This window comes from Enterobacter sp. ODB01 (assembly GCF_001623605.1).
GTDB lineage: Bacteria > Pseudomonadota > Gammaproteobacteria > Enterobacterales > Enterobacteriaceae > Enterobacter > Enterobacter kobei.
In genome coordinates this window covers 3,882,652-3,896,218 of the sequence record NZ_CP015227.1, presented here as the reverse complement: position 1 = coordinate 3,896,218, position 13,567 = coordinate 3,882,652, and the positions used below count along the sequence as shown (strand labels likewise).

The window sequence follows — 13,567 nt, the reverse complement described above, 5'->3', positions numbered from 1 at the left end:
TTTATTGCCTGAAATCCACCATCGAGGACCCAGCATGAAACGCAACCGCGTTAACGTGCTGACCGTCGTCAACTCCGCTTCAAACATCACCACTGAAACCATCGACGGCAAGCCACATATCGTGGTTCGCGGCATCACGCCTGTCGTGGACGATATCGTGATGAACCGGAAGTTGTACCCGGCAGCAGAAATCGAAAAGGCTTACAACACGCTTGAGCGTAACCCGATGCCGCTGGGCCACCCTAAAGTGGATGGCAAGCATGTTTCGGCGCGCGATGTCAGAGCGGTGAATGAGTACCACGTCGGTGCCTGGCTGCAGAACGTCAGCCACAACGACGGGAAGGTAACGGGCGACATGTACGTTAATCGCCAGTACGCCGAGTCGAGCGACAAGGGCAAGCGCCTGATTAACCGCCTGGATGAGATGCTGGACGGTACCAACTCCGACCCGATCCACATATCCACTGGCCTGCTGTATTCCGGTATCGCCGCCAACGGCGAGTCGAAGGGCAAAAAGTACAACGAAATCGCCACCAACATGATGTTTGACCATGTGGCGGTGTTACTTGATGAGCCTGGTGCCGGCACCCCGGAAGAGGGAGTGGGCATCTTCGTTAACTCAGAAGGCGATGAGCAACAGATTGAAGTTGCCCGCCTGGCTGATGGTATCGACTGCACCCGCGACGGCCTGATCAACAAGACCAAATTCTTCTTCACCAATGCCTCTAACTTCTCTTTCGACGACATCTCCCGCGCTATCAGCGACAAGCTGCGCGAGGGTGACGCCGAAGATAAGTGGCTTTGGCCTGAAACGGTGTGGCCGGACAGCTTCATCTACCGCAATGACACCAAATACCTGAAGCAGAAGTACCTCATCGATGACGACGGCAAGGCCGTGTTCGTCGGCGAACCTGTAGAAGTCGTGCGCAAACCCACTGAGTACGAGATTAAAACCAACGGAGAGAACGATCCGATGAAAGAACTGATTATCAATGCGCTGCAAGCCGCTGGTAAGCCGACTGAAGGCAAGTCCGACGCCGAGCTGATGGACGCATACAACCAGATGAAGGCCGAAGAAACCACCGCCAAGAAAAAAGGCGATGAAGAAATCGACCCGGAAACCGGCAAGCCCAAGAAAAAAGAGCAGGCCACCAATAACGAAGAGATGCCAGCGTGGGCGCAGAAACTTGCCGATCGCGTGGACGTCGTTTTCAACAGCCTGAACGCGAACGCCGACAAAGAGAAAGGCGAAAAGCGCGCGGCTGTGAAGCTGGCGATGAACATGAGCGATGAAGAAGTCGCAGATCTTGACGGAAAGGCGCTCGACGCCATGTACGCCAAGTGCCACACATCTTTCGGTCTGAACGGTGCATTCCGCCATCAGGCTACGAACACCCAATCAGTAAGCGAAATGCCGGAGTAAAAAATGGCTAAAGACGGAAAGCATATCATCCACGCCGGCGGCGTGTTCCCCAATCCGCTTCTTAACCGTGAAGGCGCAGCTGCGGCATCAACCCCTCCTGGAACCATTGGCTTCTTCAGCGCAACGGACAAATTCACGGCCTCAGTTGATGGTAATGAAGCTGCAATTCTCTACGTGGCCAACAAAGACTATCTGCGCTGCCTGTCAGTGGATGACCCTATTCCTGCTGGCGAGCTGGTGGTAGGCATTCAACCTTTGCCCGGCATGTTCTTAAACGTTCGTGCAGCAACCGGCACCTACACCAAGGGACAGGCGCTCTCTATTGCAAATGGTCGAGTCAAGGTGGCTGCTGGCGATGAGTCAGTGCGCTGCTACGTCGAGGAAGACAAATCATACACAGCGGCGGCAGGTGATCTGCTTCGTGTCGTAATCAAATAAGGAGCGGATATGTTTGTATTCTCCAAGTCTATCGGTGAAAAGACCGGTAACCTCGCGGTAAATCAGGCGCAATGGCGCGCTCTTGAAATTGAGCGAAACGCCAGTGCTCAGGCAGCAGCGGATTTCTTGGCGCGCACTCAGTTCCGTGGCGATGCAGAAAACGCTCCTTATCTCGATGCGGTGAACGCAGTTGACGATATTCGTCGCCTGTATCGCGCTTTCGACACAACTGTTCTTCAGCAGTTCGAGCCGAATACCGAGTTCACTCTGCTGAACGATCTAATGCCGCTTTCTCGCTCCGTTCGAATCGAACAGTCTCGTTACGACTACGCTCGTACCGGTGGCCGCGGCTGGGCTCACACTTCCATGTCCGGACAGGTCGGCGCGGCACTCGATGCTCGTAGCTATTCCTTCGATGGCACCATGGTGCCTATCCACGACTCGGGCTTTAAGTTCGAATGGCGTGATCCAATTTTCAACAGCCCGCAGGCATTGCAATCGCAGGCTGATGCGCAGCGTGGTTCGGTTGAAGACGTTCAGCGTCGTTACGTTGACTACATCTTCAACGGCTTCCGCGACAAAGCTGGCAACTTCGCAGTGTTTGACGGTCTGACCTGGAAAGGGTTGCGTGACGATGAGCGCGTAGCGCAGATCGACCTTGGCGCTTCAGGCCTGAACATCGATTTTACCTCTGGCACAGCAACGTCTCAGGACATCCGCGCTGGAGCAATCGCACTGCGTGATCAGATGCGTCGCGTAAACAATCAGTATGCAGAGCAGACCTGGTATGTATCCGGCGAAATCATCTCCAACCTGGAACGCTACTTCTCCGACAACTTCCAGTCCGGCACGATCATGGATGAAATCCTGAAACTGACCGGTGTTGCAGCGATTAAAGAAGACAGCCAGCTCACAGGTAACGAAATCGTCATCGTTCCACTGAGTGCAGGCGTCATCGCTCCAATCGTCGGACAGGCTATCGGTACCGTTGCATCTCCGCGGCCGGAGTACAACAGCGACTACATCTGGCGCACCTGGGGTGCAATGGGGTTGATGGTCAAGCAGGACATCAACAACAAATACTCCGTAATTCACGCATCAAGCTAAGGATAAATTATGGCACTGGTAGAAATCGTGGCAAGTAACCTGCACGCCGGTGCCAACCTCCGCAAACTGGAGGTTGGTTCGGTGGTGGATGTGGACGATGCAACAGCTGAGCGCTGGATTAACACAGGCAAGGCGAAGGAGACAGACAAGAAGAAAGGCGAGAAGTTAGTGTTTGAGGTGGCAACACCTTCAGCACCCACAGTTGATTCGTCTGACCTGCAAAAGCAGCTCGCCGACGCACTGGAGCAGAACCAAAAGCTAATCGCCGATGGTGAAGCTAAAGACAAGGCTCATGCCGACGCGCTGGCAGCAGAAACAAAACGCGCTGACGAAGCCGAAGCAGCACTGGCGGAAGCAATCAAGAAGGCGAAATAACCATGGCTGACCCAATCACAGCGGCAGACGTGCAGGCGTACCTCGGTGAATTGGGTTACACCATTCCCATGGCGTTGCTGGATCCGATTCTCTGCGCGGTCAACAAAATTATCCCGTGCCTTGATGGTGCTGGTTATGACGAGTGCAACGCGAAGCTGATCCTGATGTATGCCGCCGCGCTGATGGCTACGTCTTCCGGTGCGCGCCGCATCAAATCGCAGGGTGCACCGTCTGGTGCGTCCCGTTCGTTTGAATATGGCGACGACAGCATCACATGGCTGCGCGACTCGCTGGCCCGTCTCGATACCAGCGGTTGCACCAGTGAGTTGCCAATCAGCGCAGGTAACAGCGTGGGCCTTTTCCTGGTGGTCGGGGGCTGCTGATGACGTACAAATCAGTTAAGCACGGCCTTCCGCGCTCATTCGTCCGCGTCTGGGTGATGACCGACACCGGGCGGGAGACTACCGGCTACGTGAAATCGGATGGCGAGTGGTTCATCAACTGCCCGCGCATCCGGGCGACTGGCGCGAAGGTGCTGCGTTGGAAGGAGGGCTGATGTCGTCTACTGCTTCATGGTCATACAACAAGCCGTGCACGATATGGCGCAAGGGCGCAGGCGGTAATGACGAGTGGGGAGATCCTGTCGACCCATACGAGCCGCCTGAAACCATCATGTGCGACTACATCGGCGGCCTGTCAGCAAAGCTCGGCTCCATCGGTAAAGAGGTTGTCGTAAAAAACACCTTTTTCACGGCTTACGCTCTGGCAGATGAGGGCGATTACATTCTGATTGGTGTGAGCACTGAAACAGACCCGGTCGTGGCAGGTGCCGATGAGGTTCGTCACGTGACGCGCTGGAACGACACTCTCGACGGTCTGGAAGATGACTGGGCGATAATTACGGGAGTGTAGCCATGGGCATCAAAGTGAAGGGCATCAGCCAGGCGAAGAAGCACCTGAACGATGTCATCAACGACGTTAAGGGCCGAAAGGTAATTCGCGCGCTACAGTCAGCGATGATTCTTATCGGTGCCCGGGCGGCCTATTACACCCCGATCGACACCTCCACGCTGATTAACAGCCAGTTCCGGGAAATCGACGCGGGCGGCGTGCTCATCACCGGGCGCATCGGCTACTCAGCCAACTATGCCGCGTACGTGCACGAAGCGTCAGGAAAGCTGAAAGGCCAGCCGCGCGCGCACTTCGGCGTGACCAGTAACCGATCTGAGTTCGGTCCGCAGAAACCGAAAGAGTTCGGCGGCGGCACCGGAAAGGGCAACTACTGGGATCCGCATGGTGAGCCGCAATTCCTGACCAAAGGCGCGAATGACGAGCGAGATAACGTTGACGCGGTGATGCGCAAGGAGCTTTCGCTATGACACCCATGATGCACGAGCGGGTGCGCAACATGTTCGGCGATGCCGGGCTAACTACCGGTTTCACGGTGCAGCAGCTGATGTATGACGACCCGGACGACCTGTCGAAGGCGGTCATGGTGTTCAGGCCAAATGGCGGATCGAATATCCGAACCAATCTTGGCTCTGAATACCACGTCCTGGTTGACGTTGTCGGCGCGAAGGATAAGCGCAAAGACGCGCTTAACGCCGTGCAGCGCATCGTCGATTACGTCCAGGACAACCCCATGGCTGACGAGTGTGTCGGCTACATCCAGAACATGGGCGCAATTCCCGCGCCGGTGCTCACAGAAGAAGGGCGAATAGTCTTCCGATTGCAATTTGCCTGCACGTTTGGCGACTAGCCATTCCCAACCAAATAACCCGCTCCGGCGGGTTTTCTTTTATACGTCAAAGAGGAGTTTCACATGGCTAATTGCCAGAACTCGAACGAGCGCCTGTTCGGCGGTGCGGTCGTGCTGGAAGTCGCCGATGGCTGCCCGGACGTCAAACCACTGGAAAGTGAGTGGAAGGCGCTGGCTGCTGGTACGTCGAAAGGCTTCGACTTCAACCCGAACTCGGTTACCTCTGATGCGGATGACGGCGGCGGCTATGTCGAGACCATCATCACCAACAGTGATCTGACCTTCAGTTTTGAAGGGGAAGTGCGCAAGAAGGACAAACTGGATCAGTACGGCGTCGGCAAATTCATTAAGTACTTTGCTGACGAGCTTGCTGCCAAGCGTCAAACGGGCATCTGGGTGCGAATGGAATATGGTCCGGTTGAATTCATCGGCTACATGAACATCACCGCGCTGAGCTCTGACGGCGGCACAAATGACATCGTCACGTTCTCTACCGAGTTCAAAGTCGGGGACGCAAGCACCATCGAAGTGAACGAAATCACTGCGGTTGCGGTGACTGGCGTGACGGTAACCCCGACAACCAGCACCGGCACGGCAGGCGGTACCAGCACCTTCACGGTGAACATCGCGCCAACCGGCGCTACCAACAAAGACTTCACTGTAGCGACTACCGATGCGACCAAGGCAACAGCTACCGCCTCCGGCAACACCGTTACCGTGACGCGCGTCGCCACCGGCAGCGCGCAGATCATCATCAACACCGTAGATGGCAACTTTGTGGCCGTGCATACGGTTACCGTTACCTAACGGACATTCCAAAGGGCGGCGTGCTGCCCTTGATAATGACCGTTTACTGGAATGCCTATGACCGCTTTAACCGATATTGGTGAACTCTCTATCAGCGACAGCCGTGAGGGAGGCAAAGATTACCTGCTACGGCCTTCATTTGAGGCCATGACCAGGATCGGCACTCCGGAAGAGATTGTGCAAGTGTACGCCACCATCCACGGCAATGATGTCGCTCAGCTCATTGAGGTGTGCGCTGGCACACTGGGACGCTTTCCTGAATGGCTTTCTCCATCATTCAATCGCGCTGCTGAGAAGCTTTTATCAACGTGCATGCTGGTGCTTCAGGCGTGCTGCGATGATGACCTGACACCGATGATCGGCGAGTGGAAAGGGTGGCGGCACTGCGTCGTCTACCGCCCGGGCCAGATGCCGAAGAACGACATTATCGTGCTGGCGCAGCACCTCATGCAGCACGGCGTCGTCGGAAAGGCAAAGGTTCGCCAGCTGCAGCGCCATGAAACAGGCGAAAGAACTACTGAGTTTAAAGCCTTCGACTACATCAGTGCCGCACGCAGCCACTTTGAAATGAACCGCGCCGAAGCCTCTCAGTTAACGATGACCGAATTCCAGATGCTGCTGGCGGCGAAATACCCTGACCAGAAAGGCTTCACTCGCGAAGAGTACGACAGCATCGCCGACGAGTACCTGGCTAAACAGGCCGCACGCAGGGCAAAAGCAAAGCAATAACCGGAGAATGACATGGCAGGTGAGAAGAACGCCGGTAGCATCGTTTATGAAATCAGCGCCGACGTTGAACCGCTGCTGCAGGGCGGGAAACAGGCCATTGATGCTTTGGATAAACTGGATGCTGCAGCCCAGCAGTCCGGCAAGGGAATGGATAACCTTGATCAGAGCGCATCCCAGACCGGGTCCGCATTTACTGAACTGGCTGGTTATGCCAACTCCATGGACAACCAGCTTCGCAAGCTGAACACCAACGTTAGCGGCATTGCCCGCGCTATGGAAGAGGCCCGCAGCGGTACCGGCGGTGCGAGCAGTGAATTCAGTCGTGCAGAGTCCATCATCGAGGCGCTGGGTAACCAGCTGGCGGTACTGGACGAAGCGCAGGAAAATGGCGCGCGTAGTGCCGCAGTTCTGGCTGCGCAGTTGCGTGCCGGGTCGAAAGCGACAGACGAAGAAAAGCAGAAAATCGGCGAGCTTACTGGTCGCCTGTATGACATGAAGACTGGCGTTGAAAATGGCGCAAAGGGCACTGGCAACTGGAAAACCAGTATGCAGCAGGCTGGATACCAGGTGCAGGACTTCATCGTGCAGGTGCAGGGCGGCCAGTCTGCGCTGGTGGCGTTCGCTCAGCAGGGCTCGCAACTAGCTGGCGCATTTGGCCCTGGCGGTGCCGTGGTTGGCGCCATAATAGCGCTTAGCTCCGTTATTGCCGGAACCTTTGTTGCATCTCTTGGTAATGGGAAGAGTGCGGTTGACGCCCTTAAAGACGCCATCGAGTCTACTGATAAGGTGATTACTCTTTCACAAAACGGCGTTGGTGCACTTTCAGATAAGTATGCAGCCTTAGCAAGGGTGAATATTCAAGTGGCCACTCTGATGCGTCAGCAGGCGGAGCTTGAACTTCAAGCTGCGCTTGGGAAAGTATCAAGTGAAGTACAGAAGGCATCTAAGGATTTCATAGGCTTTGGTGATTCGTTGATATCATCACTTGGTGGTGGTTATGCGAGCGTTAAGTTGTTTAATGATTACCTGTCTACGCTGAGCATTACCACAAATGATTTCAGCCAGGCAATGAAGCAAGCTGCGGCATCAGGACAGGCTGGGCAGACAACCATGCAGTCCATCATGGCAACTGTTGGCGCGTTAGCCAGTAAATTTGACCTAACTGACCAGCAGGCTTATGAGTTCGCAAAACAGCTGTCTGATATCGCAAAAAATCCATCGGATGCGAAATTAAATGAGCTGATCGTTACCCTTCAGCGTGTTGGCGACGGGCAATCTTCAGGGGCCAAAACCGCTCGCGAGTATGCAGCAAGATTGCTTGAAATTGCGGCGACAAGCGCAGATGCGTCGATGCGATTAAAAGCTCTTAGAGAAATGACTGACAGCCTGACATCCAGTCAGGACAGAGCGCTTAAACAAGCTCAGCAGGAGCTATTCATCACCAGGCAAACTGGAGATGAGAAGTTAAAGGCTCAGGCGTGGCGAGATGCAGAAAATCAAGGAATCAAAGCAGGCACTAAAGCATTCCGAGATTACTACAACGTCCGACTCCAGACATATAAACAACAAGAGGCTAACTCTCAGGCCGCAAAAGACAACGCCAAAGCAGCAAGGGAAAGCGCATCAGCTACCAAGAGCGCCGAACGAGCTGATGAGTCTATAGCGCAAAAACTTGCCAACCTTCGCGCAGCCTCAGACCTCACAACAGAGTCAATCGAGAAACGCAGAATAGAGGAGGCGGGGTTAAGAGCGCAGCAATCCCTAGGAAGCTCAGCCACTCAGCAGCAAATGGAGGAAGCTAAAGCGCTGGGAGAAGCTAACGAAAAAGCAGCCATCTCTATCCAAAAAAGAAAAGAAGCTAGTCAGGGCTTTAAACAAATCCAAGGGGTAGTTTCTCCAGTTGCCGCAGTGGATAGCTCATTTAGCACTCAGATGGAGCAACTAAATCAGTACGCTGCGCTTTATCCTCAAAAAATATCTGAGGTTGAGGCCGTTCGTGCGCAAATTGAAGATCAGTACCGTCAGAAGAGAATGGCAGCCATGTGGGAAGAATGGGCGCAGCAGAACGCGGCAACACAGGCAACTGCGGCAGCCTTTGATTCACTTGGTTCGGTTGCCAGTAACGCGCTGACAGGAATCATCACAGGCAGCATGTCTGCCAGTGACGCAATGCGCAGTATCGGCATGACAGTACTGAACAGCGTGGTTAACTCATTCGTCCAGATGGGTATTGAGTGGGTGAAGTCTGCCATCATGGGACAGGCCGCACAAACGGCAGCCATAGGCACTGTTACGGCCGTACAGACGGCAGCGGTAGCCACGCAGACGGCGACCAGTACAGCAGCGGCAGCAACGACGGCCGCAGCATGGACTCCGGCAGCCATCTTGTCCTCGATTGCTTCGATGGGTACGGCTGCGGCTATCGGTCTCGGCGCGGTAGCTGGTGTTATTGGTGCTAACCTGCTGGGCAAGCGTAAAAATGGAGGCCCGGTTACTGCTGGCGGAATGTACCAGGTAGGTGAAGGCGGGATGCCGGAGATTTACCAGGCCAGTACCGGTAAGCAGTACATGATACCGGGCGACAACGGCAAGGTGATCAGCAACAAGGATATGACTGTAGGCGGCGGTGTGAGCGTCATAATCAACGTACAGAATATGACGAGTGCCACATTTGACGCTCAGGCTACTAATAACGGAGATGGTACAATAACCGTGGATGCCATTATTGCTGACTTGAATAATGGAGGTCCTATATCGCAGGCTATTACTGGCAATACAACTGCGAAACGAACACCTCGAGGTCAGTTATAAGGAGATATGCGTGGTTATTGAGCCAAACGATGTGCAATCAATACCAACAGAGATAGGCAAGCCTCATAAGCTTTATCCGAACAGGGCAGTAGAGTTTGTATTTACTCTCAAGGACGGCTCTATCATCAAAGGCATTGCTCCTGCTGGAGAGGACCTGGAATTTACCAATAATGGCGATATCGTTGATATAAAAATCAATGTTTACGATACGCCATCTGGTCCACGGTCCGTTGAATAATCAAACCCGCTTCGGCGGGTTTTTTAATGCCTGGAGTTTAGATGCCAATTATCGACTATCCCGACTGGCTGCCGCTGGCGCAGAAAGCCAGCAAAAACATGACGCTCGATACCGGGTTCCAGACCGATCAGCCAGCGGTCGGCCCGGCTATCTTCCAGAACCTTACTGATGACCTGAAAGTGACCTGGTCACTGACGTGGATTTTCACCCTGGCGCAGGAGCGAGCATTCCAGCAATGGCTACGCAGCCCGAACTATCTCAACCGGGGCCTGAACTGGTTCCGGATGAATATCAATCTGGGCGGCAGCGGCCTGCAGCTGCAGGAGCTTCACTTCACGCAGATGCCGGTGCAAACCAGCATCGATGGCGGGTCGGTGACCTGGACGGGGACAGTTATTGCGAACCATCTCTACAACGCCGACGACGAATTCGACGACATCATTGTTGAGCTGCCGCCGCCGTGGGATTCGTGGCTGGATATCGTTGTCACTGGTTATCCTGACGGGCGCGACCCGGAATCTTTACCGAGAGTGCCGTAATGCCTACCTTCAGAGCTTATAAGCAGCAGCGCCCGACGCGCGGTCTGTACGATACCATCACGTTCTACCATCCATCCTTTGGCTATGTCCGCCTGGTCGACAAGCAGTTCTTTGCGAAGACGCTAGGCGGCCAGACGTACACGCCAGCGCGCTTTGAAATCGAAGAGAGTCAGCAGAGCGGCACGCCGGTGATCGACGCGACGGTGAAGTTAGGCCGGTTGTCGTCGGATATCAAAGCGCTGATGAAACAGTGGAAGGGGGCCGCTAGGTTGACAGCTATCACGGCCACAAGGCAGATCTTCGACAGCGGCGACGTTTCGGTGCCGATTAAGTCCTGGCAGTTATACGTCAAGACGGTGGATATCGATGCTGATGCTGCATCGGTCACGCTCTCCGTCACCAACCCTCTGAATAACAATATTGGTCGCCTTTATGATCCAGTCGAGTACACGGGACTTCAGTACCTCTGATTTTATCAGCAGGATGATCGGCGTGCCGTGGGCTAACCGGGCCTGCTCGTTCGATAAGGTGGATTGTTGGGGCTTGTGCGTGTTGTATTACCGGCACGTTCTCGGCATTGAACTGCACCAGACGCCGGGTTACGAAGCCGGTGAGGACTTCTTTACCTGCTATCAGGGTGACGTCGTTTTCTGGCGCCAGGTCGATAAACCTGTCGAGGGCGGGATATTCGTCGGGTACCGCGGCGCGCAACCGGCGCATGTTGGCCTGGTGCTGAACCGAAAAGCCATTCATGCGCGAGGGGAAAACGGAAGCGTGCGCATGGACTCGTTGCTGGTCATTCAGCGGGCATTCACCAAAGTGGAGTATTTTTCTTATGGCGCTGGTTGAGATATCGAATTTTCCAGGAACGCCTAAGTTGCGTTGCATGGTGCCAAACGGCACCCTTTTTTATGACTGGCTGGCGGCCAATGACGCCACCTTTCACCGTGATCTGCTAATCGTCCGCAACGGCGTAAAACTCGGCGACGATGATGAGCTGGCGTTTGAGCTGAGCGAGCTGGACCACGTTCAGATATTCGACCAGCCGAAGGGTATTGTCGGCGACATCCTCAGCCCGATCTTCAAAGTGGTTGGTCAGGTATTTTCGTTCCTTGCACCGAAACCGGCCATCGCAAACACCGGTGGAAATTCTGTCGACTCGCCGAACAATAGCCTGACCGGTCAGACAAACACCGCTCGTGTCTATAAGGCAAAACCGGACATTTACGGGCAGATTCGCTCTTTCCCGGATCTGATTCAGGAGTCGGTATTCGAATACGTGCACCAGACGTCCACCGACGGCGGCCTAAAGTACGTTACAGAGTGGATGTGCATTGGTATCGGCAAATACGATTACGAGTCCGTGCGCTACTCAGAATCAAGCCTGGGCTCTCTGGCAGGCGCTGAATTCCAGTTCTTCCAGCCTGGCGAAGTTATCCCGCAGATCGTTGAGGGGTACGGATTCGATGACGTTGACGGTCAGGAAGTTCCCGGTCAGAACGAAGCCAGCGACTTCCCGATAGAAACAGCAACGGCAAACACGGTTGTCAGCGGAACGTATTCCGGCGGACAGATAGCGATGAAAATCGTCAAGCAGTCTGAGTTTGACTATTTCATGGGGCTGGTGCTGCCGCACGCGGTGACTTTCACCATTAACGTGACGTACAGCACGGCCTCCGGAACCGTTACTACCGATGCTACATTCTCCGGCACGCTGATCTCCGCCGTTGAAACAAACGACGGCGCGGTTGTTAACCCGGTGCGCTGGTACACGTTTACGATGAACCAGCTGGAGGGTCCGCAGGACATCCCGGCGAATGCAACGATCAACACCACAAAATTCATCCTGAACGATAACGAGGCGCTGGTTGTCGGCCCGTTCTTCTCCCCGGTCGAGTCGACGCAGCTATGGCTGCACACTCAATCCAGCCTTGGACCAAAGAAGGAGACCAACTGGAAAGTTGTCATCTGGAAGATCGACGACGACTACAACCAGGTTCCTGGTACGCAGCAGACTTTCACATACCGGCAGACGACTCCGCATGATTCCACAAGTGAGGTGTTCTACCGCACTGACAAAATTACGCCGTCTGGCGGCTTCGGGAAATACGCCGTCAGCTTCCAGCGCACAGATAACTCCAGCGATGCCAGCCTTCTGAAGGTTGAAGAGATCCACAGCATCAACATCCGGACGAATGTCGTTCACCAGACAGACACCCTGGTACGAGTGAAGGTGAGGGCGACAGAGAACGCCCTGGGCAGCCGTGAGCGCAAATATAACGCTCTGGTGACCCGCCACACCATCACATACGACCTGGACACGCAGACGGTGGATTACACGCTGCGTCCGTCGCGCTCATTCGCTGATGCGGTGGCGCATACCTGGCTCATCATGGGTGGGCAGCCGGTAAGCAGCATTGACCTGTACGGACTGTACTCAATCGCCGAAAGCCTGCCTGATGAACGGCTGGGTTACTTCGACTACACGTTTGACGATGAGAATGACTCGCTGGGCGACCGTGTACAGGCGATCTGCAATGCGGCTTCAGTGGTGGCGTACTGGGATGACGGCGTGCTGACGTTCACCAGGGATCAGAAAGTTGATTACCCGGCGGCCGTATTCAACCGGGCCAACATGAAGACGGACGAGTACAAAATGACGTACGAAGCCACGCTGCCTGGCGGCTACGACGGCGTGCAGGTGTCCTACGTTCACCCAACCACGAACAACAAGACGTACATTAACTACCGGGTCCTGAACGGCTCTATCGTCGAGCAGGAAGCTGAGAACCCGAACAAGCTTGAGATTGTCGGCTTTCGCAACGAGTACCAGGCACGGGAGCGCGCGCTGCGCGAAACTAAACGCCTGATCTACTCCAGGGTGAAGATGAACGTCAAAGTGTTTGAGGACGGCATTATCCAGGTAGGCAGCGTCATTCAGATGCCGGATATCTACGACAGTAATCAGCAGCAAGGCTACATTACCGGCCGTGCCGGGAATAATTTCGATACCAGCGAGCCGATCGTGTTTACCGGTTCAATGTATGTGCTGGTGACCGACAGCCTGGGCAACCCGACACTGCGTTACCCGGCTACGGCTCGCAGCGACACGAAATATGGATTCACCGCGGCAATACCCAATATTCAGCTCAACATATGGAACGGAGACACTGTGCAGCTCCCGTCACGCTATCTCATTGCGACAGTGGAGGAGCTGGACAGTCAGCTATGGACAGTCAACAGCATCAAGCCGAACACCGATAACACGGTATCTCTTACAGTCGCGGAATACAGCGACGCCATCTATCAATAAGAACCGTCCCGACCAACCAGACCCGGCC

17 protein-coding genes are annotated in these 13,567 nt (G+C 54.7%); all 17 read left to right on the top strand.

The features are described from left to right. Nucleotides 1-34 precede the first annotated feature (34 nt). On the top strand, nucleotides 35-1,423 hold the full coding sequence (locus A4308_RS18505) for a DUF2213 domain-containing protein (RefSeq protein WP_014884002.1): 1,389 nt from the start codon (nucleotides 35-37) through the stop codon (nucleotides 1,421-1,423). A gap of 3 nt (nucleotides 1,424-1,426) precedes the next feature. After that, entirely contained in the window at nucleotides 1,427-1,861 is a 435-nt protein-coding gene (locus A4308_RS18500; protein WP_014884001.1) for a hypothetical protein, read from the top strand. A gap of 9 nt (nucleotides 1,862-1,870) precedes the next feature. Beyond that, complete coding sequence (locus A4308_RS18495) at nucleotides 1,871-2,968, top strand: major capsid protein (RefSeq protein ID WP_014884000.1); 1,098 nt, start codon at nucleotides 1,871-1,873, stop codon at nucleotides 2,966-2,968. 9 nt (nucleotides 2,969-2,977) lie between these two features. Continuing rightward, nucleotides 2,978-3,343 carry a hypothetical protein gene (locus tag A4308_RS18490; RefSeq protein WP_014883999.1) on the top strand — a complete coding sequence of 122 codons (366 nt, stop codon included), beginning with the start codon at nucleotides 2,978-2,980 and terminating at the stop codon, nucleotides 3,341-3,343. Nucleotides 3,344-3,345: 2 nt separating this feature from the next. Continuing rightward, nucleotides 3,346-3,726 carry a DUF7370 family protein gene (locus A4308_RS18485; RefSeq protein WP_014883998.1) on the top strand — a complete coding sequence of 127 codons (381 nt, stop codon included), beginning with the start codon at nucleotides 3,346-3,348 and terminating at the stop codon, nucleotides 3,724-3,726. Then, on the top strand, nucleotides 3,726-3,899 hold the full coding sequence (locus A4308_RS18480) for a hypothetical protein (protein WP_057060243.1): 174 nt from the start codon (nucleotides 3,726-3,728) through the stop codon (nucleotides 3,897-3,899). The genes A4308_RS18485 and A4308_RS18480 overlap by 1 nt, the downstream gene beginning before the upstream one ends. Then, complete coding sequence (locus A4308_RS18475; RefSeq protein ID WP_016245422.1) at nucleotides 3,899-4,255, top strand: hypothetical protein; 357 nt, start codon at nucleotides 3,899-3,901, stop codon at nucleotides 4,253-4,255. The genes A4308_RS18480 and A4308_RS18475 overlap by 1 nt, the downstream gene beginning before the upstream one ends. Before the next feature lie 2 nt (nucleotides 4,256-4,257). Beyond that, nucleotides 4,258-4,722 carry a hypothetical protein gene (locus tag A4308_RS18470; protein ID WP_063308710.1) on the top strand — a complete coding sequence of 155 codons (465 nt, stop codon included), beginning with the start codon at nucleotides 4,258-4,260 and terminating at the stop codon, nucleotides 4,720-4,722. Next, complete coding sequence (locus A4308_RS18465) at nucleotides 4,719-5,102, top strand: phage tail termination protein (RefSeq protein ID WP_063308709.1); 384 nt, start codon at nucleotides 4,719-4,721, stop codon at nucleotides 5,100-5,102. The genes A4308_RS18470 and A4308_RS18465 overlap by 4 nt, the downstream gene beginning before the upstream one ends. A gap of 63 nt (nucleotides 5,103-5,165) precedes the next feature. Beyond that, complete coding sequence (locus tag A4308_RS18460) at nucleotides 5,166-5,909, top strand: phage tail tube protein (protein WP_063308708.1); 744 nt, start codon at nucleotides 5,166-5,168, stop codon at nucleotides 5,907-5,909. Between the two features lie 57 nt (nucleotides 5,910-5,966). Next, the gene (locus tag A4308_RS18455) at nucleotides 5,967-6,638 is read left to right on the top strand and encodes a DUF6246 family protein (protein WP_063308707.1); all 672 of its coding nucleotides are present in this window, start codon (nucleotides 5,967-5,969) and stop codon (nucleotides 6,636-6,638) included. A gap of 12 nt (nucleotides 6,639-6,650) precedes the next feature. Then, nucleotides 6,651-9,449: a tail protein (tape measure) gene (locus tag A4308_RS18450; protein WP_063308706.1), complete on the top strand. Its 2,799-nt coding sequence runs from the start codon at nucleotides 6,651-6,653 to the stop codon at nucleotides 9,447-9,449. Between the two features lie 10 nt (nucleotides 9,450-9,459). Then, nucleotides 9,460-9,687 carry a hypothetical protein gene (locus tag A4308_RS18445; RefSeq protein ID WP_045135341.1) on the top strand — a complete coding sequence of 76 codons (228 nt, stop codon included), beginning with the start codon at nucleotides 9,460-9,462 and terminating at the stop codon, nucleotides 9,685-9,687. A gap of 41 nt (nucleotides 9,688-9,728) precedes the next feature. Beyond that, nucleotides 9,729-10,226 (top strand): hypothetical protein, encoded by a 498-nt coding sequence (locus A4308_RS18440; protein ID WP_063308705.1) that lies wholly within the window; start codon nucleotides 9,729-9,731, stop codon nucleotides 10,224-10,226. Beyond that, the gene (locus A4308_RS18435) at nucleotides 10,226-10,696 is read left to right on the top strand and encodes a hypothetical protein (protein ID WP_063308704.1); all 471 of its coding nucleotides are present in this window, start codon (nucleotides 10,226-10,228) and stop codon (nucleotides 10,694-10,696) included. Before A4308_RS18440 ends, A4308_RS18435 begins: the two co-directional genes overlap by 1 nt. A 13-nt stretch (nucleotides 10,697-10,709) precedes the next feature. After that, nucleotides 10,710-11,075 carry an NlpC/P60 family protein gene (locus tag A4308_RS18430; RefSeq protein ID WP_063308703.1) on the top strand — a complete coding sequence of 122 codons (366 nt, stop codon included), beginning with the start codon at nucleotides 10,710-10,712 and terminating at the stop codon, nucleotides 11,073-11,075. After that, nucleotides 11,062-13,539, top strand: coding sequence for a host specificity factor TipJ family phage tail protein (locus A4308_RS18425; protein ID WP_063308702.1), 2,478 nt, complete (start codon nucleotides 11,062-11,064; stop codon nucleotides 13,537-13,539). The genes A4308_RS18430 and A4308_RS18425 overlap by 14 nt, the downstream gene beginning before the upstream one ends. Nucleotides 13,540-13,567: the final 28 nt, after the last annotated feature.

Bases quoted from the DNA above. Each gene is read 5' to 3' on its own strand.
- A4308_RS18430 (WP_063308703.1), top strand. From the start codon at position 10,710: ATGATCGGCGTGCCGTGGGCTAACCGGGCCTGCTCGTTCGATAAGGTG.
- A4308_RS18435 (WP_063308704.1), top strand. From the start codon at position 10,226: ATGCCTACCTTCAGAGCTTATAAGCAGCAGCGCCCGACGCGCGGTCTG.
- A4308_RS18455 (WP_063308707.1), top strand. From the start codon at position 5,967: ATGACCGCTTTAACCGATATTGGTGAACTCTCTATCAGCGACAGCCGT.
- A4308_RS18490 (WP_014883999.1), top strand. From the start codon at position 2,978: ATGGCACTGGTAGAAATCGTGGCAAGTAACCTGCACGCCGGTGCCAAC.
- A4308_RS18450 (WP_063308706.1), top strand. From the start codon at position 6,651: ATGGCAGGTGAGAAGAACGCCGGTAGCATCGTTTATGAAATCAGCGCC.
- A4308_RS18485 (WP_014883998.1), top strand. From the start codon at position 3,346: ATGGCTGACCCAATCACAGCGGCAGACGTGCAGGCGTACCTCGGTGAA.
- A4308_RS18425 (WP_063308702.1), top strand. From the start codon at position 11,062: ATGGCGCTGGTTGAGATATCGAATTTTCCAGGAACGCCTAAGTTGCGT.
- A4308_RS18500 (WP_014884001.1), top strand. From the start codon at position 1,427: ATGGCTAAAGACGGAAAGCATATCATCCACGCCGGCGGCGTGTTCCCC.
- A4308_RS18505 (WP_014884002.1), top strand. From the start codon at position 35: ATGAAACGCAACCGCGTTAACGTGCTGACCGTCGTCAACTCCGCTTCA.
- A4308_RS18480 (WP_057060243.1), top strand. From the start codon at position 3,726: ATGACGTACAAATCAGTTAAGCACGGCCTTCCGCGCTCATTCGTCCGC.
- A4308_RS18440 (WP_063308705.1), top strand. From the start codon at position 9,729: ATGCCAATTATCGACTATCCCGACTGGCTGCCGCTGGCGCAGAAAGCC.
- A4308_RS18475 (WP_016245422.1), top strand. From the start codon at position 3,899: ATGTCGTCTACTGCTTCATGGTCATACAACAAGCCGTGCACGATATGG.
- A4308_RS18460 (WP_063308708.1), top strand. From the start codon at position 5,166: ATGGCTAATTGCCAGAACTCGAACGAGCGCCTGTTCGGCGGTGCGGTC.
- A4308_RS18470 (WP_063308710.1), top strand. From the start codon at position 4,258: ATGGGCATCAAAGTGAAGGGCATCAGCCAGGCGAAGAAGCACCTGAAC.
- A4308_RS18465 (WP_063308709.1), top strand. From the start codon at position 4,719: ATGACACCCATGATGCACGAGCGGGTGCGCAACATGTTCGGCGATGCC.
- A4308_RS18495 (WP_014884000.1), top strand. From the start codon at position 1,871: ATGTTTGTATTCTCCAAGTCTATCGGTGAAAAGACCGGTAACCTCGCG.